Below are 25699 nucleotides of genomic sequence, written 5' to 3' on the forward strand. Positions count from 1 at the left end.
TTTGCCTAATAGAAACTCCATGTCAATTCGTTACGAAAGCCTTATGGTACTTTTTTTGGGAGGTAATGAGGATATGAATAATTTTCATAATGAACTTCAGAATTTGAATGTAGGTGATTTCCAGGCAACACAGCCCGTTTCCTGGGATCAGAATATGTATGATCCGAATGACGAACGACTTTTTTTTGGAGGCTGTTTCGGTTTTGGATTCGCATGCTTCTTTAGCTGCTTCGGGTGTGGTGGATGCTTCCGTTGCGGTGGTTGCGGAGGATGCTTCCGCTGTGGTGGAGGAGGACGATGTGGCGGTTGCGGCAGATGCGGACGCTGCGGTCGTTAAGGAAAATATCGGTTTCAAACGGATCCCTGCGAGTGTGCAGGGGTCTTTATTTTATACATAAGGGACAAATTGAAGTTCATACGATGATAATGACAGCCAAATTACAAGTAAGATTAGCGGGGGTTAGGAGGAGCGCTATGGAAAAATTGAACCCTTCTATGCGTTTAAAAGTGAAGAGGGATACGTTTTACCTCCCAGATCGGGACAGCGGTGTGTATTTCCGAAATAACCTATGCTCTTTCCGTATGGAGGGAAGCGGCATTGATCAATGGGTGGAGAAGCTCTTGCCGATGTTCAATGGGGAGTACTCCCTTGAATATTTGACAAACGGACTGCCTGAACCTTATCAAAATAGGGTCATGGAAATAGCAGAGGTGTTGCTTAAGAATGGATTTGTTCGGGACGTAAGCAGGGACCTGCCACATGACCTGCCTCGACACGCAGTGAAAAAATTCGCATCACAGATTGAGTTCGTCGATAGTTTGGCAGACTCAGGTGCTTCACGGTTTGAAACCTATCGTCATGGGAACGTCCTGGCAGTTGGGTCTGGTCCTCTTCTGACTTCATTGGTTTCATCACTTATTGAATCCGGCTTGGCGAAGGTGCAGGTGCTTGTGACCGATGAGGTACCTACGAACAGAAAGCGGCTCGTTGAACTTGTGGACCATGCCCGTAAAAACGATTTCGAGGTAGAGCTTCATGAAGTGGGATTCAGTGAATCCGGATGGCGGGAGACTATAAGGCCTTATGATTCGATTGTATATGTAACTCAAAACGAAAACCTCGAGGAACTCGACCTTCTTCATGCCATTAGCAGGGCAGATCAAAAGCTGTTGATTCCGGCGATTTGTCACAAGCAAAAGTGTATCGCAGGACCTATCATACATCCTGATTCCGAGGCGGGATGGGAATCTGCATGGAGGCGTCTCCACGGGACTGCCTTGCGAAAACAAGGGGAGTGTCATGCTGAGTCGGCGGTGCCTGGTGCGATGATTGCGAACATGATTACATTTGAACTATTCAAAGAGATGACAGGAGTAACAAAACCGGATCAGCGAAACCGGCTCTTTCTACTGGATACCGAAACACTTGAAGGAAGCTGGCATTCCTTTTTACCACATCCCCTGGAAACAGGACTCGGGGCTGAACCTGTGCTGAATCTTGAAACCCGTCTGGACCAGGTGTCAGAAAGGTCTGATCCTGAAAAACTGCTGTATTTCTTCAGTTTGCTCACGTCCCAAGAAACAGGGATCTTTCATGTATGGCAGGAAGGGGATACGAAGCAGCTTCCGTTGGCTCAATGCCGTGTGCAGCCTGTTGACGGACGTTCTGAAGGTCCGGCAGAACTGTTGGATGCGGAGGTATGCAGTGCTTTGACCCATGCAGAGGCACGTCGCGAAGCCGGGTTAAGGGGAATAGAGAGATACGCTTCAAGGCTGGGAAGCATGATGGTCCCACGTGATACTGGTGAACCCATGGCGGTCTCTACAGGGGTGACGTTTGCAGAATGCGTGGGCCGCGGTCTACAGAGTTGTTTGACGGATGAGTTGAGAAAAAGGGAATCCGTTCAAAAGAACATCATTTCTCGTCTTGAACTAGAGGCGGTGGAAGATGAAACATGCCGTTTTTATCTAAAGGCACTGACCACCATGCAAAAGGAAACTGACATCGGATTAGGGGAAGATCTGCATGGATTTCCGGTTGTTTATGCTCGGGGAAGAGATGGCTGGTACGGAAATACAGGTTTCACGATCACTATGGCGCTGAGGAACTCTCTGCAGCAAGCACTCTTTCAAGCCCAGAACGGGACGGATGCATTCGAGGCACATCCTGTTGCCGTTGCTTTGGAGAAAGATAATGTACAGAGAATCATCATTCCGGAGGGAGAAGATCGGATCGAGTCTTATCATCTGAAAGAAGCTCTTAACACTTTGAAAGTGAATCAGAAACAGGTAACGGTGTATGAACTGGCTATTGAACCTGTATTCAGACAGGAGTTGGAAGGTGTATTTGGTGTGCTGCTGCGAGAGGAGGAAGTGCAATGAATTCTTTCGTAGTGATCGTGGGGGAGGGAATGCTTTCGGACCGTGTCTGTGCGCAATTGTCAGCCCGGTATCCCGTTTTTAGGCAAAAGACCATTGAAACGAGCTTCCCGGCAAATACAGCTTTAGTACTGGTGTTGGATGATGCATGGAATCCAGCTGTCCATCAAATGGCAGAAGAAGTGATGAGGGGGACGCAGGTTCCATGGCTGAGAGGCTTCGTCTCGTTTGGAGAGGGGGTCATCGGACCACTGGTTCAGCCCGACACACCGGGATGCTCCCAATGTGCCGATCTGAGACGTCTCCTTGGAGGAAAGGAACGGCATGAGATGCGGGAGGTGCAGGGGAAACTCGCTGAAATAGGTGGAATGACAAAAGATCCGTGGGCTTCGAATATCGGATTATCCCATATGGCTCACATCATCACTGCAGAAGCTTACCGGGTCCTCGAAGGTGCAAAGCCCCATTCCCATGGGCGGGTGTGTTTGACCGAATTGAAAACATTGAACAGTTCCTGGCACTCGTTCGTACCAGATTCGTTATGTCCGAATTGTAGCCAGGTGCCAGACGATTCGGCGGAACTAGCCCGTGTTACCCTCAACCCCAGCCCGAAAATCCGTGCCGATAGTTTCAGATGTACTCCTTTGGATGAATTGAAATCAGTTCTTGTAAACGATTATCTGGATAACCGTACCGGACTTTTTAACAGCAAGATGTATGACCTGGTGACGCCTTTTGCCGATGCGAGCGTCAATATGCCGATGTTCTCCGGGGATGAAGGGACGGCGGGACGGACTCAAGCTTACTCAGACAGCGAGCTGACGGCCATCCTTGAAGGATTGGAACGTCACTGCGGATTGGAGGCACGGGGCAAACGGACGGTTGTTCATGAAAGCTACCGACAGTTGTCAGCACATGCATTGAATCCATTAGAGGTCGGCGTGCACAACGATGAACAGTATGTCATGCCTGGTTTCCCTTTCGAAAAGTTTGATCCTGATAGGAAAATCGACTGGGTGTGGGGATACTCACTCATGGAAGAGCGGTCGATTCTTGTCCCAGAGCTCCTTGCTTACTACAGTCTGGGGTGCGGATCCTCCGGTTTTGTCTATGAAACGTCCAACGGCTGTGCCCTTGGGGGAAGCAGAGAGGAAGCGATTTTCTACGGAATCATGGAGGTCGTCGAACGGGACTCTTTCCTAATGACCTGGTATGCAGAACTGGGTCTTTCTCGTCTCGATCCTTTTACATCAGAGGACGAGGAACTGCAGCTAATGATCGAACGGATGCGGGCCGTCGCAGGGTATGATCTTTATTTATATAACTCCACCATGGAGCACGGAATCCCAAGTGTTTTTGCCATGGCTAAGAACAGGAAGGATACCGGGTTGAATCTTATACTCGCCGCAGGTGCCCATCTGGATCCAGTACGAGCGGCAAAGAGCGCGATACAGGAACTCGCCGGGATGATGCTGAATCTCGATGAGAAATTGGAAAAGAACAGAGCGAACTATGAAAAGATGCTTTACGATGATTCACTCGTAAGGCAGATGGATGATCACGGCATGCTGTACGGACTGCCCCAGGCTGAGGAACGTTTCAGCTTTTTACAGGATCGTCCTCTGAGAAGTTTCCAGGAGGAGTTCAAATGGAATTCCCGTCATGCGGATCTGACGGATGACCTGAAGGATATTCTTGAAAGATTCCGAAGCCGGAACCTTGATGTCATCGTTGTGGACCAAACCGCACCAGAACTTGAAAAGAACGGACTATACTGCGTGAAAGTCCTGATTCCCGGCATGCTTCCCATGACATTCGGGCATCATCTCACCCGACTGACAGGATTGGAAAGGGTCCTGAACGTACCGGCGGAACTGGGATATAGGGACCGGCCATTGACATTTGATGAACTCAATAAAAAACCGCATCCGTTTCCTTAAGCAGAGGAGGTGAGGAGGATGAGTCTGGAAGAATTTCTGCACAATCTGCAATGTGATATCAACCGGGCCAATCAGCCAAACTGGGAAGTGGACTGGGAGGATGCGCCCCTTCCCTATAAGCTGTACCGGGGTTTGCCGGTTGTTCCATTGTCACTTGAAGTACCCTTGTCATTCACAAGAGAGCAGCCTCCGTTGAAACCCGATGTCGAAAGGATCGGTCATTTTCTCTGGTATGTCTACGGCATGTCCGGAGTAAGCCAGTCGGTGCATCCCGATGACTTCGGGGAGGAGTCGTATCCCATCCACTCCTATCGACGGTTTGCTCCATCCGGAGGGGCGCTGTATCCGAATGAACTCTATCTCTATTTGAAACTCGAGGATTTGCCCCAAGGAATCTATCATTATGATGCCGCCCACCACCGACTTGTCCTGCTCCGGGACGGGAATGTTGATTCGTACTTGGAACGGGCACTTGGCAATCGCTGCGAGATCTCGACATGTTTTGCCACTGCCTTCGTTTCGGTGAGATACTGGAAGAATTTTTTTAAATACAATAACTTCTCCTACCGGCTGCAGGGACTCGATGCCGGTGTTTTGATGGGGCAGCTCTTGGAAACATCCAAACGGTTCGGATTCGAGACAGGGGTGTATGCTCAATTTCTCGATTCTCCTATCAACCATTTGCTTGGACTGTCTGAGGGAGAGGAAAGCGTCTATTCCGTCATCCCGCTTTCGGTTGCTGCAACGAATTGGGGTGGCAGGGGGATGGAGCGGAAAGTCACCGCTGAAGAATTATGCCGGGAGCTGCCAGCTATTTCTCTTACACATTATGAAAGATCTGAAAAGGTTCGAGAGTTTCCTAGGTTACTGGAGGTGAATGAAGCTTCTAAACTCGATTGTACCGGTGATTTTCAAAAGGTGGCAAAACAACCGGGTATGAGAGGGGGAGAAAAAGAAATCCATCTTCCGGAGATTGAATATTGTACGTATGATTTTGTGGAAGCTTGCCAAAAGCGCCATTCCCCTGAGATGGATTTTGTCATGGGGAAGGTCAGTCAGGAGCAGCTCGCGGTTTTATTAAAAAGGGCAACTCATTCATACTGGTTTAGAAGTGACCTAGACAACGTTTTTGACGGTAAAGAACCCCGTATTACCATATACGGCTGTTTGTATAACGTAGAAGGCATACCAAATGGCGCATACGCATATGACAGCGTCCGCCATTCACTAAGGGAAATCGGTACCGGGGATTATCGGCTCCAGCTGCAATCGGGGCTATCACTGGATAACGTCAACTTGCTTCAGGTTCCGTTGTGCCTTCATATCACCGGGAACAAAGATTATTTCAAGGATTCTCTTGGATACAGAGGGTACAGGATCATGCAGATGGAAGCGGGAATGCTTGTTCAGCGACTGCTCTTGTCTTCGGCTGCGGTCGGATTTGGGGGGCATCCGCTGCTTGGGTTTGATACAGCGGTGACGGATGGGATTTATAGGCTGGAAGCCGAGAACCTAACGAGCTTGATTCAGATTCCGATTGGACCATTTCGGGAAAAGGCTTGGTTGAGGGGGAGTTTGATGAGTTGAAGAGAAGTGAGTTGCGGGGACAGGTCCATTGGCTCTTTGAATTGGTGCCGCGGTGCCTGTCCCCGTGGCTTTTTTAAAGGAAAATCATTCAAAAGGACGTCTCGTGGGCAGGCCATGAGACGTTTTTTATGGACACAATTCCTGTTACGTAGAGGGATGATTTGACATTAACATGGTTTCAATGAATGATAAAGGTAATAACTTTGAGGGTGATTTAATTGAAAGAATCAGTGGACATTCTAATAATTGAAGATGACGAGGATATAAATCGCTTACTATGCAGTATTATCAGCAAGAGCGGCTACTCCCCTAAGCCAGCATATTCAGGTACGGAAGCAGTCATCTATCTGGATAGCCAAAAATGGGACATGGTATTAATTGATTTGATGCTCCCTGGCTTAAGCGGTGAAGAGCTGTTAAAAAAGATAACAAAAGAAAGTCATGTTCCGGTTATCATCATTTCGGCAAAGCTTGAAACGCAAACCAAGATCAATTCGCTGAGAGCAGGTGCAGATGACTACATTACTAAGCCTTTCGATGTGGATGAGGTATCTGCCAGAATCGATTCATGTCTTAGAAGATATCGCGATCTATCAGGGGTTCAGGAAACGAATCAGCTGATGTATAAAGATATTGTCCTGGATATGGATCCAAAGGTAGTGACCGTGAATGATTCTGAACTCAAATTAACGGCAAGGGAATATGAAATTCTGCTTCTCATGATGTCTTCACCCAATAAAGTCTTTTCCAAGGCTAATTTGTTTGAAAGTGTGTGGAAGGATTCATTTTATGGGGACGACAATACGATTAATGTTCATGTGAGTAATATTAGGAGTAAGCTTGCGAAAGCGAATCAGAATGAAGAGTATATCGAAACGATCTGGGGGATGGGCTATAAACTCAAAACTTAAGGTTTTCTTAAGAAATGACTTAAGACTTTCTTACGTTTTCCTTCTTATACTGTAAGAGTGTTCAAAGAACTGACCATTGAACAAGTGAATAAAGGAGGAAAATCTGGATGAATGAATATGTATTAAAAACCAACCAACTGACCAAAACATATCAAGATAAAATGGCGCTTAACAAAGTAAGTGTCATGATAAAAAAAGGATCGATATATGGATTTATCGGCCAGAATGGTGCTGGGAAATCAACGCTGATTCGTGTAATCACCGGACTCGCCTATCCAACGACAGGTACGTTTGAATTGTTTGGAGAAAACGATGAGCGAAATATCATTGAAGCCAGAAAAAGAATAGGGACGATCATTGAAGGTCCCGCTCTATACCCCCAGATGACTGCCGCTGAAAATCTGGAAGCACACCGTCTGCTGAAAGGAATACCGGGAAAAGACTGCATTGAAAAAACCTTGTCGTTAGTCGGGTTGCAGAATACAGGAAAAAAGAAGGCGAAGAATTTTTCTTTAGGGATGAAACAGCGTCTAGGTCTTGGTATCGCATTATTAGGGGATCCTGAGTTTTTGATTCTGGATGAACCGATAAATGGACTGGATCCAATGGGTGTCGTCGAAGTAAGGGAATTACTTAAAAAGCTGAATCAAGAATATGGGATTACGATCCTAATCTCCAGTCATATATTAAGTGAGCTGCACCTACTTGCCACGCACTATGGGATTATTCATCACGGAGAATTGTTGGAACAACTTTCAGCCAAAGAATTGAATGAAAAATGTCAGCAATACTTGCATATTAAAGTGGACGATCCCCAAAGAGCTGCAACGGTAATCGAAAATCATTTTTCCACACAAGAGTTTGAAGTCATGCCTGATGGAACCATCAGACTGTTTGCCTATGTTGATGTACCGGGTGAGGTCTCCAAAATCTTAACCAGTGAAGGATTGGTCATAGAACAATTTATGCCAATGGGAGAAGATTTGGAAACGTACTTTAGTCATCGTATCGGAGGTGTTCAGCATGGGTAATCTCTTCAAAACGGAGTGGTATAAATTAAAGAAAGACCGGTCATTTCGATTCCTGACCTGGATGTTAGTCGCGGCAGCAGTGTTGTTTCCACTGATAGAATTTGATAATGGGGCATCGGGATTGCCAACCGTAAAGGATTATTATCGGGATAGTATTCTCGGTCCTCATGCGAATATAGTGAAGCTTATCCCAAGTATTTTGGCAGGCTTCTTCATTACGAGTGAATATTCCATGGGTACGATGAAAAGTATGGTGTCTTCAGGGAATAGCAGGTTCCGGATCTACTCTGCAAAGCTAATCATATTTTCCATCGGAGCGATCATCATCTCATTGATATTACCGATCTTGATGACGGGATCCAGTGCCTTCTATTTTGGATTTGACGAGATGCCTGGGTGGAGTTATTACTTCCAAACGCTGGGATTGATTACAATGTACGGGGCAGCCTTTGCTTCCATTATGGCGATCTTTTCGATCCTGTTTACAGACAGTGGGAAAACGATAGGGTTTCTTCTCCTGTTCTTTGTATTTGCTGATTGGCCCCTGCAAATGTTGGCGGCTAAAGTCCCAATGTTTGAAACCATCTTAAATTATTCCGTCTTTAAATTGATTTACGAAATTATGTTGGTGGATACAATGGTAAGCGGAGACCTTTTAACCATGGTAGTCGTTCCGATCTTTACGTTTCTGTTATTTGGTGCATTAGGTAGTATTATATTTCAGAAAAAAGAAATTAAGTAAACGAAAGTGGGTGGGGTAAAGTCATGCTTTATGTATTATTAGCCATTCTGGCAGCGTTTGCCTACGTCCTCACCCGCTATTATCTGTTGAAAAAGGAAATAAAAAATGCAGTCCTGCAACTCCAGCAATTACACCAGCATGAATCGGGGAAGAAATTGACGATTAGCTTTTATGATCGTGATTTCGAACTATTAGCCAAGGAAATCAATCATCAGATTGATGCCACGAAACAGGCTATTGCCGTCAAACGCTCCACTGAAAATGAATTGCGACAGGCAATCTCTCATATTTCTCATGATATTCGCACACCGATGACGTCCATTTTAGGATATATTCAGTTATTGGAGTCAGATGAAATAAGTGATGGGACAAAGAAGAAACACATTGAAACTATCAAAAATAGTGCAAGAAGGTTAAAGGTGTTACTAGAAGATTTCTTCGAGCTGTCGATCATTGAACGGGAAGATTATCCTTTGAAAGTGGAAAAGGTCAGTATGAATCATCTCATGATTGAATCGCTATTGGGGTATTATGATGAATTTAATAAGCGAAACATAAAACCGGACATGCATCTCCCAGATCAGGAAATTATGATCATGACAGATCCCTCTCTCGTAAAAAGAGTGATTGAAAATTTAGCCGTGAACGCCATTAGATACTCGACCGGAAATGTATCCATTCAGCTTTGTGAAAAAGAAGGAATCATTCAGTTGAAGATTTCAAATTCTGTTGAGAATACAAGTGAGCTTGAGGTCCATCACATGTTCGACCGTTTTTATAAGGCGGACCAGACAAGAACCGGAAACGGTACGGGGCTAGGCTTGTCAATTACAAAAAGCTTGATGGAAAAAATGAACGGATGCATTTATGCAGAATTAGAGGAGCAACATTTAACGATGATCTGCGAATGGCATATGAAATGACCGAGTAAAAATCTAATCGATTTTATAGATATAGCCTGCCAATGACTAACAGTGCTTTAAAAAGGAGTGGTGTCAAATGAATAAAAATAATAGCACAGAAATAAAACGCTCTTCAAAAGCAGACAACATTCTATCTCAGCTCAATAGTAAAACCAAGCTAGGCGACTTAAGGAAAATCGCGAAGGAAATTAAAAAAGATCACGGACTAGCTATGGAACTTTGGTCAACCGAAGAGTTCTTGCCGAGACTATTGGCAATTTTAATTATGGACAAACAGCATCTTTCACAAGATGTCCTGAATAAGCTTGATAAGGATATGCAGACCCACACATATGATGAGCGAAATAACTTAATGGATTGGTTAATGGCTAATCAGCTCACTAAAGACAAGAAGAACATTGCGTTGATGGAGTCGTGGGGGAATAGTCCTTCTGCTCTTCAAAGGCGAGCTTTCTGGTATTATCAAGGGCGTTTGAGATGGACTGGACAAACACCGCCTGATAACACTGCAGACATACTATCTGCAATTGAAGCTACTATTACGCAGGAAGAACCGGAAGTTCAATGGGCTATGAATTTCACTGCTGGCTGGATAGGCGTTTATGATGAAAAGTATCGTGATCGTTGTGTGAAACTTGGTGAAAAAACGGGTCTTTACAAAGATCAAAAGGTATCAAAAGGATGTACCCCAAATTATTTGCCGGAATTCATTACAATTGAAGTTAACAAACGAATGAAAAATTAGCTACAGCTGAAACATTCAGAAGGATTAATGTGAACAAAAGAATGCAAAGCCTCAATAAGGACAGGATCTGAAGGTAAACTTCCAGATCCTTTTCCATTTTGGGATAGGTGATTTTAGTTTTAATCAGTAGCGCCTTCTATATCTGCCTTCAATTCCTTAAACCACTTTAAATTCACTAAGTGATGAGATCGTGAATTTTCGTTCATGCGACCAAAATAATCAATCTTACCAGGTGATTCTTCAATGGTAGCTAAGTACTCATCGAGAAGAGCAATTCTGGATTCCGTTTGATCAATTTGGGATTGGATTAAGTCTAATAATTTTTGTTTATCGTATACATCCGCAAAGAGTAATGCCCCATAAACTTGTAAGTTTACATACTCCGATTTGGTTCCGTATTTGGCCATTAATTTATCAAATTCTTCTATTCCTAAAGACGTTACTTTAAAGGTGTGAATGTCACGACCGTTGTTTGAACGTCCTTCATGTGTTTCTTCAATCAACCCTTTTTCTTGGAGTTGTTGTAAATTGTAATAAAATGATCCTTTCGTAAAGTTGACGATATATTTATAATGTCGTTTTTCCATTAAACTTAAAAGTTCGTATCCATGAGCTCCGGGGTTTTGAATAAGTAATCCAAGGATGAGTAAGGGAATCAAGGTTGCATCACCTTCGCCATCTGCGCTTCAAATTCAGCGTATGTGATTTTACCCAGAGCCAAATTCATACTGTGAATATACATTTGTTCCGTTTTCGAATAGGTATGGTTGATCGTTAGGGATTGATTTTCATCCGTAAGAGGTCCTGAGATATGACGCTTTTTCGAAAATGCCTCGAAGTAGCGAAAACCGAATTTTCGTTGGGAAACGGCGTTCAAATGAATACCATCCGGATTGGAAGTTAGACCTTTTGCCGATACAAAATAACAATTCGGCTGCTCATGAGCAAATCGACGTAATTCAGCGTTGATTTCTTGAAACTCTGATGAGTACTTTCCGAAACCTTCTTTCCCTAAGAAATGACCAAGCTCACCAATGATCAATGGGACGTCTTGAAGGTTTAATTCTTTACGTAACGTTTCAATGATAAGAGATAACTTTTCGTAATAGGTCTCATGGAGAGAGTGATGGCTGTCACTTTCACCTTGATGCCAAAGGATGCCACAAATTTCACTGGTTTCAAGAGCAAAGCGGGCGTCTGACAAAGCATGTTTGAAAAGAGTGCCTTGCGGGTGCCAATCGTTCAAGGAACTGCCGCCTTCCGCACAAGGAATCAATCCAATTTCATCATCCGGGTTGGCTTTCGAACACTGGTCTGCAAAAGATGCTGCCAGACTTACACCAGCAACAGGACGGTCATAATTAATCGGCTCAGTCATCATTTGCCACTGACCGTTGCGAAGCATTTTTATTTTTTCATTATAGATCGGGTCTACCTCATGCAGGAATCCACGACCTGCCATATTCGATTGTCCTACCATTAAAAAAGATTTTATCATTTCAGTTTCATTCCTTTACACAATAGTCTAATTAGACTAAGCTAGTATAAAGTCTAATTAGACTATTGTCAATAAAACAGGAGAGGGCTGATGATGTTGAAAAGTGTCAGAATGTTAAAAATCTGGATGTGTGTTGGACTGTTAAGTTTCAGTCTTGTCGGTTTAAGCCTCTTTGGAAACGGATTAGAGCAGACTGAAGCAAAAGAAAAAGCAACAAGTCATGGGAATGCTCATAAGTTCATGCAACTCGAGAAAAAGTTTGATGCCCGGCTCGGCGTCTATGCAATTGACACCGGTACAAAACGCACGGTGGTCTATCGACCTGATGAACGGTTTGCCTACACATCCACTTATAAGGCTTTGGCAGCAGGGGCAGTGCTGCAACAAAACTCGATGGATGAACTTGATGAAGTCATCACCTACACCAAGGATGACCTCGTCACGTATTCGCCCATTACAGAGCAACACGTAGATACCGGGATGACCCTTAGGGGAATTTGCGATGCGGCTATCCGTTACAGCGATAATACCGCCGGGAACCTTTTATTTCAGGAACTAGGAGGACCTGACGGCTTCGAAAATGCAATGAGGCAAATCGGCGATCCTGTCACCGAGGCTGATCGCTTTGAGACTGATTTGAACAGTGCCATCCCAGGAGACATCCGTGATACCAGTACAGCAAGAGCACTTGCCACCAACCTGAAGGCTTTCACCGTAGACGATGTGCTCCCGGAGGATAAGCGTACAATCCTGACAGATTGGATGAAGAGGAATACTACTGGAGACGAACTAATCCGTGCGGCCGTACCTAAAGGATGGGTGGTAGGCGATAAAACGGGAGCAGGAGACTACGGAACGCGAAACGATATTGCTATCGTTTGGCCACCGAATCGAGATCCCATTATCATTGCGGTTCTGTCCAGCCGTGATACGAAGGATGCTGCCTATGATAATGAACTTATAGCAAAGGCAGCTAAGGTTACAGTGAATGCTTTTAAGTGATTTTCTGAAATGTTCTTCACTATTGTTTAAGGTCAAAGGTTGAAAAATATTCAACCCACCTCAATATGTTCATATATATCGCAGCCAGGGGGACAGATCCTATGGCTCTTTGAATAGAAGCCGCGGTGCCTGTCCCCGTGGCGCACCCCAACCAAACTCATATACATGAACCTGGAAGGCCTCTAATAAAATAAATTATTAGTCCTTTTCGGGGGGAGTTCACATGGAGAACACGATTATAAGAAACGTCAGAGTATTTATCGCAAGTCCCTTCTTTAGTAAGGAACAAATAGACAGGGTACAAAGACTTGAACATGCCCTTATGCGGAATCCGTATGTGTCAGAAATCTTCTCCGCACGATTTCATCAATTTGAACATCTCGAATTTGGTTCAAAAGAGTGGAGGCGGAAGGTATTCCGCAATGATCTGAGGCATTTAAGGCGATCCGATGTAGTGGTGGGCATCCGCGATTACGAAGGCAAGTACGTGGACAGCGGAACGGCATTTGAAATCGGGTACGCCCACGCCATGCAAAAGCCCATCCTATTGATTAATGAAAAAAATTCCGTCATGAATTTAATGATGGCAGACAGTTTACACGCTTACTTTACGAAAGTAGAAGATCTGAAAACGTATGATTTTCATCGTATGCCGAAAGCTCCTTATGAGGGGCCGGTGATATGATGGGTTGTAACAGGATTAAGGAGATATCGCTTTCTTCAGAATGAATGGAGGCGATGTTTTTTATTTGGTGGTTATTCTGCTAAAGGGCCATTTAATGGAACAAGGTTTCTAAAAAAATATTGGTGTTTATGCTAAAATTAGACAAGGTTGTGAAAGGACGGACTCTACAGCCAGAACTAGTTTAAAGTAAGGTTACTTTTAAAATTATATAATTTATATACTAATCGCCGCCATTTAGTTCGGCGGTTTTCTAATGCCAATAAAAAAATAGTAGTTTTTTGTAACGAAATTGACTTGAATCGGATATATAGACGAAAGGAGGAAAAGGCTTGGGAGAACTTGATGAAATATATAGCAATTATGCTGAAGAAGTATTCAAATATCTAATGTGTCTTTGTCACAACGCAGATTTATCAGAAGAACTAACACAAGAAACCTTCTATCAAGCTGTAAAATCCATTGATAGATATAATGGTGAATGTAAAATGTCAGTCTGGCTTTGTCAAATAGCGAAGCACTCTTATTATAAGCACCTTGAACAAAATAAGAAACAACAAAGACATAAGTTTCAAGATGACGCATTACATACTTCTCCTGAAGCTGAATTTATTTATTCGGAAGACAAAATTGCCCTTTATCGAACTATTCACTTCCTTGAAGAACCATATAAAGAGGTGTTGCTTTTGAGGATCTTAGGCGGTCTTAGTTTCAAAGAGATAGGAGAAATTCAACTGAAAAATGAAAACTGGGCGAGAGTTACTTTTTATAGGGCTAAAATGAAATTAAGGGAAAGGGGTAGGGATAACAATGGACAATAAATGCAATATAGTAAGAGATTTACTCCCTTCTTATATCGATCATTTGTGCAGCCAAGATAGTATTCATTTTATTGAGGAACATATGAATTCGTGTGAAAAATGTAGAGAAGTATTAGAAAGTATGAAAAATAATGTTGATTTATCTAATAACATGGATGAAGTATATAAAGTGGAAGTGAAGAGACCATTTCAGAAAGTATCCAGGTTTTTCAATGCTCAAAAGAAACTGACGAATTATTTACTTATAGCTACACTTTGCTCCTTGCTGATTGGATTCGTTTTTCTAATTCAATCAAATAAAAAGTTTAGTGAATATAAAGAAGAAGTAACTAATCTAGAAGTTGTAGACCAAGAAAAAGAAGCTATTATGGATGATGTATTTCAAATTCTTGGAGACTCAACAGAATTGACTGAAAAAGAAGAAAAACAACTTCTTACTATTTTTAAAAAGTATAATGAAAAACTGAATTTGTTAGCTGTTTTTCCAGCAGCAAATTTAAAAGATCGCTTACAGGAAAATCCTTCTGTAAAACAGGAACCTACAACGATCTATCCTATTGAGTACAGTAAAGCCGCGATTGTCATTGGAGACGAGGGTGTTTTGGGAAAGAGAGAGACAATTGTTCCTAGTGGTTATGACTTAGGAACCGTAATGATGGCGAATAAACAATGGGGTATTCAATACGAATATAAGAGTTCGTATGAAAAAACTATTGAGAGACATCACCAATTAACCTATTACGGACCAAGCACTTGGAGCTTTTTTCAGGCACCTATACTAATGTTTATTATTTTTAGTATTCTTTTTGTAGTTTGGTTGTTTTTAAAGAGACAAAATAACCATCTGAAAGATGTAATGGGATAATATTTTTTCAAGTTAGTATGAGCTAAAAGCATTAAGGGCTTAAATCTAGAAAAAGAACTAACATTCGAACATAAACTTAACTTTCGGGGCTTATCCAGCATCAGGTAAGCTCTTTTATTATGAATATTTTTCTTGAGTATGAAGTTAGAATTTGAAATAATTGGTATTAAGTTAAAGGGCAGTTTAACGGAAGATTGAAAAAGCTGATCACCCAAAGTAATGCTGGAAATTAGAGGGAGATTTCGAAAAGAGATATGTATAAAGAAGTACTATTAAAAGACAGATGTTCTTCTGATCATTGTGTAACAGAAGAACATTTGTCTTTTTGTTTAAGGTGTTCGTTTGAGGATATCATCGCTAGACAGATAGCTAATCCTGAGCAGAGGAAGAGGAAGAGTTTTCCTTCAGTAATAAAATGATAGGCTATAAGTGGCCCTAAAGCTGCCCCAAAGTCTACAGCTATTGAATAGTAATTAATTAATGAAGTTCTCCCCTCAATTTGGTAAGCTTCGTCAGATACTAATGTATCGGTTAAGGTTGTAATAATGGTTGAACAAATTAGTATGGCGATAATGATGAGACCCCATATCATAAATGGGAGTTGGCTATCCATAAAAGGATATAAACTTCCGATAATTAGTAAGGCGCTTAGAAGTATAGAATGCCTGCCCCACTTCCCGTCTGAAATCCTTCCTATAAATGGAGCCAAGAAGGGCTCCCATGCCCATCTCATTCCGAGAAGAAGCCCTGAGACGACTCCTGAAGTTAATAGTATACCGTTAAAAGTCAAAGTCCCACCGTAATGCTTAGATAAGTAAAAGCTAACAGTTGAAAGAAACACCCCTTGTAGGAGGAAAGATACGATGAAACCTCTGAAAAGCGATAGCTGGATACCCCTTTTTTTAGAAGAGAGATCTTAACTATCCCCGATTCTTGTCTAGGTGGTAAAGACTTATAAGAGAGAAAAAATATGAAAGGTATAGCTAAAGAGCATATACATGCAAATACCAGGCAAGTTAACTTAAGGCCAATTTGGTAGCATAAAAATCCCCCTATGGTCATTCCTGCTAAACTTCCTAATCGATAAGTTCCATTATACATCCCCATTAAATGCCCTTTATTGGAATTGGTAGACAATTGCACCACCATTAAATGCCCTGTAAGGCGTAATAAGGCCCATGCAAATCCCCATACACAACGAAGTATTAACCAAAATAGGAGTCCATTTAGGGAGAAAAAACCAATGTTTACTATTATGGTTAAACAGATGGCTAGTAACAAGGAAAGTCGAAGATTTAAGGTTCTAGTTATAAAAGCAGCAAACGGATTAAGTGGTATACGAATTAAGCGATTAACCGACAATAGGAGGCCAACTTCTATTAGTGAAGATAATCCAGCTTCTTTCCAATAAAGGGGCAAAGCAATATACAGCATAGAATCTGTTAGCAAGCAAATACCTGTAATGAGAGCAGTTATTATTATGTTCGATTTACTAGATGTTTTTTCCATCAATTTCCTCCCTCTCTTTCATAATTATTGTAAAAGAGATAAAATGATAAGAAAAATATATATATTTTATTAATTCATAAATTTTATTTATAGGGGGATGTTGATGAATCTACACGCTTTACGCCAATTTATCAATGTAGTACAGATGGGAAGTATTACAAGCGCAGCAAAGCAGTTACATATTAGTCAACCTGCAATTACAATGCAAATTAGGAATTTGGAAAAAGAACTTGGTGTCACACTTTTTAGAGCAAAAGGTCGGGGAATCGAGCTTACCGAGGCCGGTGGATTTATATATCAACAAGCCATTAAGTTGTTTATTACAGAGGAGGAAGTAGAAAAGAAAATTCAACAATATACGACTGGGGAAGCAGGTAAGGTAAGAATCTTTGCTACAAATTTTCCGGCAAGTTACTTACTTCCCAAATGGATTGCTAACTTTAAAAAGCTTTATCCATCAGCTGAAATTACCTTGAATTCCGGTAATACTGAAAGTGCATTAGAAAAATTGGTCATGTATGAAACCGATATTGCAGTAATTGCAAGTCCTTTTTCGATTCCAGAAGAGCTGGAAGCCATTGACCTGCTAGAAGACGAACTCTTTTTTATTGTACCTCGAGGTCACCCTCTAGGTTCAAAGGTTGTAGAATTTAAAGATCTTATGAATGAGTGTTTTATTCTAAGAGGAGAAGGAAGTTCCACTAAAGCTTTAATAGATTCTTTATGTCATGTCAGGCAAATCCACTTGCAGAATGCGCCAATTCAAGTAGAGAAAATTGAAGAAGCGATTCAGATAGTTTCATTTGGATATGGTATTACTTTAGCGCCAAAATTAGCAATTTTGCCTTATTTAAAAGCAGAGCTTATTGATATTGTTTACATAGAAGACCTCCAACTTTCTAGAAAAATAAGATTGTGTATGCGCCGGGATGTTGATCTAGGTCCGGCAGTTAGAAATTTAATAAATCTAATCTTACATACAACAAAATCCAATTCTGATTTAGTTGTAGACGGTGCCCTTAATAAAGGCGAGGTGGCAGCTATTATCGCTCAACATATAGTCGATTAAAGGTCCAGTGTTTGTCAATAACAATATAACAAGTCTTATTCAATAAATGGGGGCTAATCTAGAACAGGATGAGCCCCCTTTGAAGTTTTTCTTGAGTAAAACACTATATTTTGAAATAATTGGTATTAAGTTAAAGGGCAGTTTAATGAAATAAATTTTATGAGTAATCAAAGATATTTAGGCTGTCTATTGAAAATTCAACTTGTGGAAATATATAGAATTTGACACAATTGATAATATATCAATAGCAAGTATGAAGGGTGATTTCTATTTCAAGAACTGCTGATTACACTATACAGGGATTTTTATATCAATTTCATAAAACATTATTGGAAATTCAAAGTAAGCCTTCAGAGGAGTTTGTTTCAATAGAAGGTATTATTGAAGATGTAGAGGTCTTCACTGCTGGTAGAACGGAAGCAATTCAATGCAAGTATCATGAATCTATAGAAAAGTTCACGTTATCTCAGGTATATAAACCCATTATTCAGATGATGGAACACTGGTATAATTCTGGAAATAAAGATAATGGCGTAACATACATACTCTATGCATATTTTCCTCACATGTTTGGGGAGGAAATAAACTTAACTACAGAAGATATTGAGGAAATATTATCTACTAAAAATAAGAAATTATCCATTAAAGCAGCAAACCTAAAAGGAAAAGTAAACATTAAAGAATTCCTGGAGAATTTTAAGTTTGAATTTGGTCACTCGATGGACGATTTAAAAAAAGTAATTATTTCGAACTTCTTAGATTTAGGATTTAAAGAAGAGTATGTTGATAATTTAATATATCCAAATGCAATAAATTTCATCGCAGAAACTAGTACACTCCATTCTGAGAAAGAAAGAACGATAAACATTGGAGAATTCTTACAATGTTTACAAAAAATAAAAAATACAGCATTATCAAAATGGACTCTATCCTTAAGAAGTTTTCGATCAATAATACAAACTAGAAAAAAACAACTAAATGTAAATTTGCAACAAAATTCCAGACTAAGATACTTTATTATAAAGGAAGAATTCATAGAGGATTTTGATCAAAATATTGTAACTTTCATTAAGGAATATTTAGACAAATACCACTTTAAAATTGTACATGATAGGACACCGTTATTTTGCCTAGATTGTTCAGACCATAAATTTAATGAAATATTAGTAAGGCTACATCAGAAAAATATAAAAGCTAACCATGGCTTGGTTGCATCTGATTGCTTTGATGAAGCATATTTCTTTGGAAATCCTATCACTAACTATAAAAAAAGACAAATCATTAGTAGAGAATTTGAAATACGAATGTTACATATTAAACGTCATGAAATTTTGAATAGATATAAAGCTGATGATCTATTTATCCTGTCAGATAATGATTACTTTCTCAATAGTACTGATGTCAACTATGAAAAAATTGAGCTCCGTGATTTTAATGCAATAAAATTTGTATTAGGAATGAGGGATTCCTATGAGTAATGAAGTATTAGGTGTTGTTATTGACAGTTCTCCGCTCGATATAGTAATAGAAGTTCAGGATGTTAGAACATTCGAAAAGAATAAAAGCTTTCTACAGGTTGGCCAATATATTAAAATCCTCGACGGTAATTCAAAACATATAATAAGTTCTATTTCAAATGTAAAGGCGATACACCAACTAGATAAAGATAATAATCCCTATTTCAGATTTAATATACATACTCAACCTGTAGGTATGTTAAATAGTAACGGAGACTTTAAAAGAGGGAATATGACATTACCAGTACCTACTGAACCAGCATATATAGTTTCCGAATCTGACATGTATAAGATCTTCAATGGCAATGGGAGTTATAACTTTCAGTTTGGTAAACTCATACAAAATAATGAAATCAATTTAATGATAGATGGTAATAAATTTTTCAGTAAACATGTTGGGGTTGTTGGATCAACAGGATCGGGTAAGTCAAGCACTGTGGCAAAGTTACTCCAAAAGAGCGTTGGTATTGAAGATAATATTAATACTAACAAAGAAAATCAAAAAAACAGCCACATAATAATTTTTGACATCCACTCTGAATATGCATCAGCCTTCTTTCTTAGAGAGGAAGAAAAATTCAATCTAAATGTCTTAGATGTAAATAATATTATACTACCTTATTGGCTAATGAACTCTGAAGAACTGGAAGACATGTTTATTGAAAGCAATGAATCAAATTCACATAATCAAGTATCACAATTCAGAAGGGCAGTAATATTAAATAAAATAAAATACAACCCGGATTTGAATGATTTAACATACGATACACCAGTATATTTTAGTATGGAAGAAGTATGTAACTATATTGAAAATCTAAACAACGAAATGATTAGTAAGCTAGAAGGAGAAAATTCACCCAAACTGACTAATGGAGAATTAATTTCAGATCGTATTTGTTATTTCGAAGATTTATACGAATTTGTTCCCCAATCAGCTGCAAAAGTTGATAAAGCTTCAGGTGGTCCTTACTATGGTGAATTTAATAGATTTATCTTAAGACTTAAAAATAAAATAGAGGATAAAAGGCTAAGCTTCTTATTTAAATCTCCTCAACAAGAAGACGACAAATTTGAGAATATAATAAAACAATTTATTGGATATTTGGATAAATCTAATATTAGCATTGTTGACCTAAGCGGTATCCCTTTTGAAGTACTGAGTATTACAGTTAGTCTCATATCAAGGATAGTTTTTGATTTTAGTTTTCATTATTCTAAAATTAGACATAATGATCATTTATTAAATGATGTTCCCATAATGATAGTTTGTGAAGAAGCACATATTTATGTGCCCAATAACACAAGTGCTCAGTACAGATCATCGAAAAAATCTATTGAAAGAATCGCAAAAGAAGGAAGAAAATATGGTTTAAGTCTCATGGTAGTAAGCCAGAGACCATCAGAAGTTTCTGAGACAATATTTGCTCAATGCAATAATTTCATTGCTCTTAGGCTTACTAATTATAATGACCAAAATTATATAAGAAGGTTGTTGCCGGACACTTCAAATGGGGTTGCTAACATACTTCCAAATTTATCTTCAGGGGAGTTTATTATGGTAGGAGATGCTGTAATAATACCTTCTGTTGCGAAAGAAGAAATGCCTAATCCTGCTCCCAAATCACAAAGCGTAGACTTTCATAATGAATGGCAAAAAAGTTGGGTCGGAAGATTAGGTTTTGAACACATAATTGAAAGATGGACAGGAAAGTAATACACCGTAGGAAATTAAATTTTCTACAAAAACCGGAAGTTAAACTATTAGATCCAGGGAGAAAAATAAAAAGCTAAACAAACAATTATAATTTTTAACATTTCTTGAAACTGGGTTTTCCGTTAAAGGGGGCAATAACTGAAGATCAGGTAATGGATCCAGCTATTGCCCTTTTTCAATTATTGGGCAGGCTAACGGAATAATAAAGACAAATTTAATTAACAACTCAGGTCATTTAAAGATCTGGGTTTTTCACTGTTTAATGATACGTTAATTATTTTATCCATTTGAGTTCCGAGTAGAGGCCATACTTCCGTAAAAAGTGCCAAAAAATAATACATATCTGATGTTTAGATGTTTTAACAACAAACTTGGAATATTTTGTTATAATTTGATTAGACAGAAAAAACAGAAAATAAAAGGGTGGTTATTATGGATTTTTCAATTGCCTGTAATTCAATTTCGAAAGAATTTAAAGGGGATGATGTTAGCACGCTTGCTCTAAATGATATTAATGTGGAGTTTCAAAAAGGAGAATTTGTCTCTATTGTAGGAACTTCTGGATCTGGAAAATCAACATTATTAAGCCTACTTGGTACCCTCGACGCTCCCTCTAAGGGGGAAATACTATATAAGGGGGAGAATATTAAGGCTTTAAAAGCAAATCAATTAGCTGATTTTCGGTTTGAAAACATTGGTTTTATCTTTCAGCAATTTCACTTACTTCCAACATTAACTTCATTAGAAAACGTGATGGCCCCTCTATTTTCACGGAAAGTCCCATACAATAAGAAACAAAAAGCTGAGGAAGTTTTAGAAAAAGTTGGACTAAAAGATAAATTGAACTCACTGCCCTCTCAGTTATCTGGGGGACAACAACAGCGTGTTGCCATCGCAAGAGCAATAATACATGAGCCCCATTGGTTATTGGCAGATGAACCTACCGGGAATTTAGATAGTGAAACAGGAGAAATGATATTTGAACTACTCTTTTCCCTTAACAGAGAAAAAGGGTGTGGAGTTATTTTCGTTACGCATGATCCCGTTTTAGCAAAGAAAGCTAGGCGAATCATTGAAATGAAAGATGGGTCTATCCTTTCAGATAATGTGGGTACATTTGTATGATTAGATTTATTTGGAATAATTGGTGGAGGAATAAGGGGAGGTTTATTTTACTTTTAGTAGGTGCTCTTATCGTAAGTACCGGTTTAAGCTACCTTGTCGGAGTCACACAGTCTAATAGTGGCACTATCGTTGACGAACTTCAGAACAGATGGAAATCTTCTTATCATATTGTGGTTCGACCTCCTGATACAAGAAGTGTTACAGAAGACTTGAATCTCCTTGAACCTAATTATCAGAGTGGATTATCGGGAGGAATTTCACTTGAACAATATAATCAGATAAAAGCAATGAGTGATATCGATATTGCTGCTCCTATTGCTATGATAGGATTTGTAAATAACGACATGGTAGTAAACAAGGTTGTGGTGCGTGAACCGGGTGTGTATAGACTAAATATTAAAGACGAGTCCAATACTGGGGCAGGGATAGATACTGAAAACGGATCATTATACTTCACTGTTGGAGGATGGGAACCGGCCGGTGTGGGAAGAGAGTACGGCACGATACGATATAGCGGCGAACTGCCTCTTTCTTACGGATCTGAAGTCATGCTTGCTGGCATTGATCCTGATGCTGAAAGTAAGTTGGTAGGTCTAAATGGAGCAATGGTCGAGGATTCACGCAGTGAATATTTCGCTAATGAGGATAAGTCAGAGAAAATTGAAATTGATACAGGTATTACGGAAACAGCAATACCAGTTATCATAAGTAATAAGGAGTTTGTTGAGAGCAAGCGCACATTTACAATTTCAAAACTTGACTTGCCGTTTTCATCAGAGGAACAAGCATCAACAATGGAGAAGGTTAAAGAAAATGGTGGAGAGTCATATTTGGATAAACAGGGAGGAACGAAAGTAGATTCTTTCACATATACTACCCAGGAGGTTCATAAGAACTTAATTAATGAGATCTTATCACCAGGCGAAAACCAAATGGAGATTGACCTTCAAAAAATTATAGGATTTAAGGCATCCCCAGTTGAATATAAGCCGGTAACCAGCCCTTTCTCCGAACGATGGCCATTTGCTTATGAAGTTAAACCCTACGCAATACCAGAGGATGTTTCCATTGCAGAAACGGAAGCTTATCGTCCAGTAACGATGTTTGGAAATGAATTTAAAGATTTTCCTAGAATAAAGTTAGATATAAAGGGTGTATTTGATCCAGGTAAATTGAATATATCAAAGGATCCATTAACAGAATTACCTATGGAAACGTATTTTCCATCTAAATCCAATTGGGTGCTGGATAAAAATGAAAACCCAGTTAATCCACCAAAGGAAATGAAACCACTAAATAATCCTTATGGTTTTCTAACGAAACCACCTCTCATGTTAACAACATTAGACGCAGCCGCTGAAGTAATGGGGGAAAAACCTATTTCATCTATCCGAATTAAAGTGAAAGGGGTAGATCAACTAAATGATGCCAGTGAAAAACGTTTAAATGAAGTAGCTAGTGCAATAGAAAATCAAACGGGACTTATTACAGATGTGACCCTTGGATCTTCTCCGCAGCCGGCATTAACCCATATTCCAGGATTAAAGGGGAAGGATTCGTTAGGATGGGTAGAGCAGCCATGGATTAAACTGGGCTCATCCATGTCTATCTTTAAAGAAGCAAAAGTAGGACTAAGTGGAGTTATCGCAAGTGTTATTCTTGTGGCCATTGTGTATGTATTCTCCTCAAACCTCATTATGATGTTTACTCGCCAAAAGGAGTTTGCTGTATTATTGTCAATTGGTTGGAGACCTAACCAATTGTCGAAGCTTTTGTTCCTTGAAGCAACCATACTGGGTGTATTTGTATCAGTAATAAGTTGGATTATATTAGGATACTTCTATTTCACTAGTGAAATCACCACATCACTCACTAGGTTTTTCCTAATTGGCCTATTCGGTTTATTGATTTACCTGCTGGGGACAATCATTCCTGCATATCTAGTAAGAAAAATAAAACCATATGAAACCATGAAATCTGGAGAGATCGCTCATTCAGGGAAAAGGTGGATTGCATCGGGGACGATATGGTCCATGAGCTTAAATTCTTTCATTAGTAAATGGAAAAGAAGCATCTTATCGGTTATCTCCATCGCTCTTCCAACCAGCCTTTTTGTTATCTTCTTATTTATCACATTTAGACTAAAAGGTGTTATGTATGCAACATGGCTGGGGGAATATGTGGCCATGGAGGTTAGCTCACTGCATTATATCGCTATGGGTGTGGCTCTGTTGATAGCCATTTTAACAACCACAGAAATTATATGGCAAAATGTTTCTGAAAGGCAGCCTGAAATAGCACTTTTGAAATCAATTGGATGGCATAATCGAAGTATAAGACTACTTGTTTTACTAGAAGGGGCATTCAGCGGGCTATTTGCCGGAATCATCGGTGTTTTATTTGCTTTTGTATTTGTATGGAAAACATATGACCAACTTCCAACAGACCAACTTCCTTTCTTTCTAGTTTCAATTGTAATACCAGTTGTTACCGGAATGATTGGTGCGCTATTCCCAGCACATAAAGCAGTGAAAACTTTACCCTACCAAGCTTTAGGTGGCTCTGCTGAACATTCAAAAAAGACGGAGAAGCGATTAAAAGTTGCATTAGGTACTTTAGGGATTGGTTTATTTGTTGGTCTGCTTTCAATACTGGGGCATGCTGTTCCTGAAGGGAAAAAAGCAACGAGCGACATAGAAGAACCTCAAAATATAGAGGGAACCGATGGGGAAACGACAGAAGTGTTTAAATCGGCCACTCGTAAGGAGGAAGATTCTAAAAAAAGTCCTAAACAAAATTCATTACAAAAGAAAATGGAATCTGCGTGGAAAATAATTGAAATTGATGAAGAGTTAAATGAACTTGTTACTCTTTCTTATTCGTTAGGGGATAGCGAAGAGGAATTTAATGCATCAACGGAAGAAATAAAAGTTAATTCTAAAATGATATATCCTGAAGGGCCAGCTAATGATGGCAGTATTTTAGCTAAGTTGAATGGTTACACATTACTAGATGAAGCAGGGAATGAATATCAACCAGTCGAAACTATAGTAACTCAGAAAAAGGAATGGAATGGTGTCTACTTAAAGCCTGGGGGAGAGATTAACTTTACATTGGTATTTAATATTCCTAAGAATAATGAAAAAATGGTCCTCCAAGGAGTTCACTCATTCTTGCCTGGGAATTTATTGGTGGAAATTAAAAAATAGCAACTTTCATTTCTCTACGAAAGTTGTGGTTGCTAAACAAGTAGCATTTCTTTGTTCAATGGTCTGGATTTTGAAATAAACCACAAAATTTGTTTCATTCGATATATCTTCTTTTATTGGGCTTTTAATTCTTATTATTAGTTAGATATATCATTAAATAATCGTGATGTACCACTACAAATAATTATTTGATAAAAGGGGGCAAAAACTAAAGGTGATCCGGCTATTGCCCTTCTTCAATTATAGGGCAGGATAATTGACTAACTTATGTCTTTACCAAATGAATCTCTTTGAAAAAAACTTGGGGGATTAAAATGATAAAAAATTTAAGACCATTAAATATTATATTCGGCTATATAGTTGCTTTTATTGCTTTTGCGAAAGCATATAATAGTTGGATAGAGGGAAGAGAGTTGTCTTATTATATCTA

At 39.7% G+C, this 25699-nt stretch carries 22 protein-coding genes; 18 read left to right on the forward strand and 4 right to left on the reverse strand.

Annotation, left to right across the window (positions count from 1 at the left end; translation table 11 throughout):
- Positions 1-73 precede the first annotated feature (73 nt).
- The 9 genes from ATG71_RS10195 (at position 74) to ATG71_RS10235 (ending at position 10258) form a co-directional block, all read left to right on the forward strand.
- On the forward strand, positions 74-337 hold the full coding sequence (locus ATG71_RS10195) for a heterocycloanthracin/sonorensin family bacteriocin (RefSeq protein WP_098439501.1): 264 nt from the start codon (positions 74-76) through the stop codon (positions 335-337).
- A gap of 137 nt (positions 338-474) precedes the next feature.
- Positions 475-2382 carry a putative thiazole-containing bacteriocin maturation protein gene (locus tag ATG71_RS10200; RefSeq protein ID WP_098439502.1) on the forward strand — a complete coding sequence of 636 codons (1908 nt, stop codon included), beginning with the start codon at positions 475-477 and terminating at the stop codon, positions 2380-2382.
- Complete coding sequence (locus ATG71_RS10205; RefSeq protein WP_098439503.1) at positions 2379-4319, forward strand: TOMM precursor leader peptide-binding protein; 1941 nt, start codon at positions 2379-2381, stop codon at positions 4317-4319. Before ATG71_RS10200 ends, ATG71_RS10205 begins: the two co-directional genes overlap by 4 nt.
- A gap of 18 nt (positions 4320-4337) precedes the next feature.
- Positions 4338-5906, forward strand: a complete 1569-nt coding sequence (locus ATG71_RS10210; RefSeq protein ID WP_098439504.1) for a SagB family peptide dehydrogenase — start codon at positions 4338-4340, stop codon at positions 5904-5906.
- 218 nt (positions 5907-6124) lie between these two features.
- Positions 6125-6817 (forward strand): response regulator transcription factor, encoded by a 693-nt coding sequence (locus tag ATG71_RS10215; RefSeq protein WP_098439505.1) that lies wholly within the window; start codon positions 6125-6127, stop codon positions 6815-6817.
- Positions 6818-6924: 107 nt separating this feature from the next.
- Positions 6925-7848 carry an ABC transporter ATP-binding protein gene (locus ATG71_RS10220; protein ID WP_098439506.1) on the forward strand — a complete coding sequence of 308 codons (924 nt, stop codon included), beginning with the start codon at positions 6925-6927 and terminating at the stop codon, positions 7846-7848.
- Positions 7841-8590: an ABC transporter permease gene (locus ATG71_RS10225; RefSeq protein WP_098439507.1), complete on the forward strand. Its 750-nt coding sequence runs from the start codon at positions 7841-7843 to the stop codon at positions 8588-8590. Before ATG71_RS10220 ends, ATG71_RS10225 begins: the two co-directional genes overlap by 8 nt.
- Before the next feature lie 23 nt (positions 8591-8613).
- Positions 8614-9513: a sensor histidine kinase gene (locus ATG71_RS10230; RefSeq protein ID WP_098439508.1), complete on the forward strand. Its 900-nt coding sequence runs from the start codon at positions 8614-8616 to the stop codon at positions 9511-9513.
- A gap of 76 nt (positions 9514-9589) precedes the next feature.
- Entirely contained in the window at positions 9590-10258 is a 669-nt protein-coding gene (locus ATG71_RS10235) for a DNA alkylation repair protein (RefSeq protein WP_098439509.1), read from the forward strand.
- Between the two features lie 119 nt (positions 10259-10377).
- Here ATG71_RS10235 and ATG71_RS10240 read toward each other — a convergent pair whose 3' ends face one another.
- Both ATG71_RS10240 and ATG71_RS10245 read right to left on the reverse strand, forming a co-directional pair.
- A complete protein-coding gene (locus tag ATG71_RS10240) occupies positions 10378-10917 on the reverse strand; it encodes a PadR family transcriptional regulator (protein WP_098439510.1) in 540 nt (179 codons plus the stop codon).
- Positions 10914-11756 carry a sialate O-acetylesterase gene (locus ATG71_RS10245; RefSeq protein ID WP_098439511.1) on the reverse strand — a complete coding sequence of 281 codons (843 nt, stop codon included), beginning with the start codon at positions 11754-11756 and terminating at the stop codon, positions 10914-10916. Before ATG71_RS10245 ends, ATG71_RS10240 begins: the two co-directional genes overlap by 4 nt.
- A gap of 90 nt (positions 11757-11846) precedes the next feature.
- On the opposite strand from ATG71_RS10245, the gene bla reads away from it, so the two are divergent.
- The 4 genes from bla to ATG71_RS10265 all read left to right on the forward strand — a co-directional run bounded on the left by bla (position 11847) and on the right by ATG71_RS10265 (position 15126).
- Positions 11847-12758: a class A beta-lactamase gene (gene bla / locus ATG71_RS10250; protein ID WP_098439512.1), complete on the forward strand. Its 912-nt coding sequence runs from the start codon at positions 11847-11849 to the stop codon at positions 12756-12758.
- A gap of 223 nt (positions 12759-12981) precedes the next feature.
- Entirely contained in the window at positions 12982-13443 is a 462-nt protein-coding gene (locus ATG71_RS10255; protein WP_098439513.1) for a nucleoside 2-deoxyribosyltransferase, read from the forward strand.
- A 329-nt stretch (positions 13444-13772) separates the two neighbouring features.
- A complete protein-coding gene (locus tag ATG71_RS10260) occupies positions 13773-14261 on the forward strand; it encodes an RNA polymerase sigma factor (protein ID WP_098439514.1) in 489 nt (162 codons plus the stop codon).
- Positions 14251-15126, forward strand: a complete 876-nt coding sequence (locus ATG71_RS10265) for a zf-HC2 domain-containing protein (protein ID WP_098439515.1) — start codon at positions 14251-14253, stop codon at positions 15124-15126. Before ATG71_RS10260 ends, ATG71_RS10265 begins: the two co-directional genes overlap by 11 nt.
- Before the next feature lie 295 nt (positions 15127-15421).
- On the opposite strand, the gene ATG71_RS10270 is transcribed toward ATG71_RS10265, so the two are convergent.
- On the reverse strand, positions 15422-15916 hold the full coding sequence (locus ATG71_RS10270; protein WP_142953469.1) for an MFS transporter: 495 nt from the start codon (positions 15914-15916) through the stop codon (positions 15422-15424).
- Positions 15913-16635 carry an MFS transporter gene (locus ATG71_RS10275; protein ID WP_098439517.1) on the reverse strand — a complete coding sequence of 241 codons (723 nt, stop codon included), beginning with the start codon at positions 16633-16635 and terminating at the stop codon, positions 15913-15915. Before ATG71_RS10275 ends, ATG71_RS10270 begins: the two co-directional genes overlap by 4 nt.
- 103 nt (positions 16636-16738) lie before the next feature.
- On the opposite strand from ATG71_RS10275, the gene ATG71_RS10280 reads away from it, so the two are divergent.
- The 5 genes from ATG71_RS10280 to ATG71_RS10300 all read left to right on the forward strand — a co-directional run bounded on the left by ATG71_RS10280 (position 16739) and on the right by ATG71_RS10300 (position 25269).
- The gene (locus ATG71_RS10280) at positions 16739-17704 is read left to right on the forward strand and encodes a LysR family transcriptional regulator (RefSeq protein WP_179886509.1); all 966 of its coding nucleotides are present in this window, start codon (positions 16739-16741) and stop codon (positions 17702-17704) included.
- A 260-nt stretch (positions 17705-17964) separates the two neighbouring features.
- On the forward strand, positions 17965-19182 hold the full coding sequence (locus ATG71_RS10285) for a hypothetical protein (RefSeq protein WP_098439519.1): 1218 nt from the start codon (positions 17965-17967) through the stop codon (positions 19180-19182).
- On the forward strand, positions 19175-20935 hold the full coding sequence (locus tag ATG71_RS10290; RefSeq protein WP_098439520.1) for an ATP-binding protein: 1761 nt from the start codon (positions 19175-19177) through the stop codon (positions 20933-20935). Before ATG71_RS10285 ends, ATG71_RS10290 begins: the two co-directional genes overlap by 8 nt.
- Positions 20936-21367: 432 nt before the next feature.
- Positions 21368-22060 (forward strand): ABC transporter ATP-binding protein, encoded by a 693-nt coding sequence (locus ATG71_RS10295; RefSeq protein WP_098439521.1) that lies wholly within the window; start codon positions 21368-21370, stop codon positions 22058-22060.
- A complete protein-coding gene (locus ATG71_RS10300) occupies positions 22057-25269 on the forward strand; it encodes an ABC transporter permease (protein WP_098439522.1) in 3213 nt (1070 codons plus the stop codon). The genes ATG71_RS10295 and ATG71_RS10300 overlap by 4 nt, the downstream gene beginning before the upstream one ends.
- Positions 25270-25699 lie beyond the last annotated feature (430 nt).

The organism is Bacillus sp. es.034 (assembly GCF_002563655.1).
In the GTDB taxonomy this organism is placed as follows: domain Bacteria; phylum Bacillota; class Bacilli; order Bacillales; family Bacillaceae_B; genus Rossellomorea.

Coding starts and splice junctions, on each gene's coding strand:
- ATG71_RS10280 (WP_179886509.1), top strand. CDS start 16,739: ATGAATCTACACGCTTTACGCCAATTTATCAATGTAGTACAGATGGGA.
- ATG71_RS10220 (WP_098439506.1), top strand. CDS start 6,925: ATGAATGAATATGTATTAAAAACCAACCAACTGACCAAAACATATCAA.
- ATG71_RS10200 (WP_098439502.1), top strand. CDS start 475: ATGGAAAAATTGAACCCTTCTATGCGTTTAAAAGTGAAGAGGGATACG.
- ATG71_RS10225 (WP_098439507.1), top strand. CDS start 7,841: ATGGGTAATCTCTTCAAAACGGAGTGGTATAAATTAAAGAAAGACCGG.
- ATG71_RS10230 (WP_098439508.1), top strand. CDS start 8,614: ATGCTTTATGTATTATTAGCCATTCTGGCAGCGTTTGCCTACGTCCTC.
- ATG71_RS10195 (WP_098439501.1), top strand. CDS start 74: ATGAATAATTTTCATAATGAACTTCAGAATTTGAATGTAGGTGATTTC.
- ATG71_RS10245 (WP_098439511.1), bottom strand. CDS start 11,756: ATGATAAAATCTTTTTTAATGGTAGGACAATCGAATATGGCAGGTCGT.
- ATG71_RS10210 (WP_098439504.1), top strand. CDS start 4,338: ATGAGTCTGGAAGAATTTCTGCACAATCTGCAATGTGATATCAACCGG.
- ATG71_RS10295 (WP_098439521.1), top strand. CDS start 21,368: ATGGATTTTTCAATTGCCTGTAATTCAATTTCGAAAGAATTTAAAGGG.
- ATG71_RS10290 (WP_098439520.1), top strand. CDS start 19,175: ATGAGTAATGAAGTATTAGGTGTTGTTATTGACAGTTCTCCGCTCGAT.
- bla (WP_098439512.1), top strand. CDS start 11,847: ATGATGTTGAAAAGTGTCAGAATGTTAAAAATCTGGATGTGTGTTGGA.
- ATG71_RS10265 (WP_098439515.1), top strand. CDS start 14,251: ATGGACAATAAATGCAATATAGTAAGAGATTTACTCCCTTCTTATATC.
- ATG71_RS10255 (WP_098439513.1), top strand. CDS start 12,982: ATGGAGAACACGATTATAAGAAACGTCAGAGTATTTATCGCAAGTCCC.
- ATG71_RS10300 (WP_098439522.1), top strand. CDS start 22,057: ATGATTAGATTTATTTGGAATAATTGGTGGAGGAATAAGGGGAGGTTT.
- ATG71_RS10275 (WP_098439517.1), bottom strand. CDS start 16,635: ATGGAAAAAACATCTAGTAAATCGAACATAATAATAACTGCTCTCATT.
- ATG71_RS10205 (WP_098439503.1), top strand. CDS start 2,379: ATGAATTCTTTCGTAGTGATCGTGGGGGAGGGAATGCTTTCGGACCGT.
- ATG71_RS10235 (WP_098439509.1), top strand. CDS start 9,590: ATGAATAAAAATAATAGCACAGAAATAAAACGCTCTTCAAAAGCAGAC.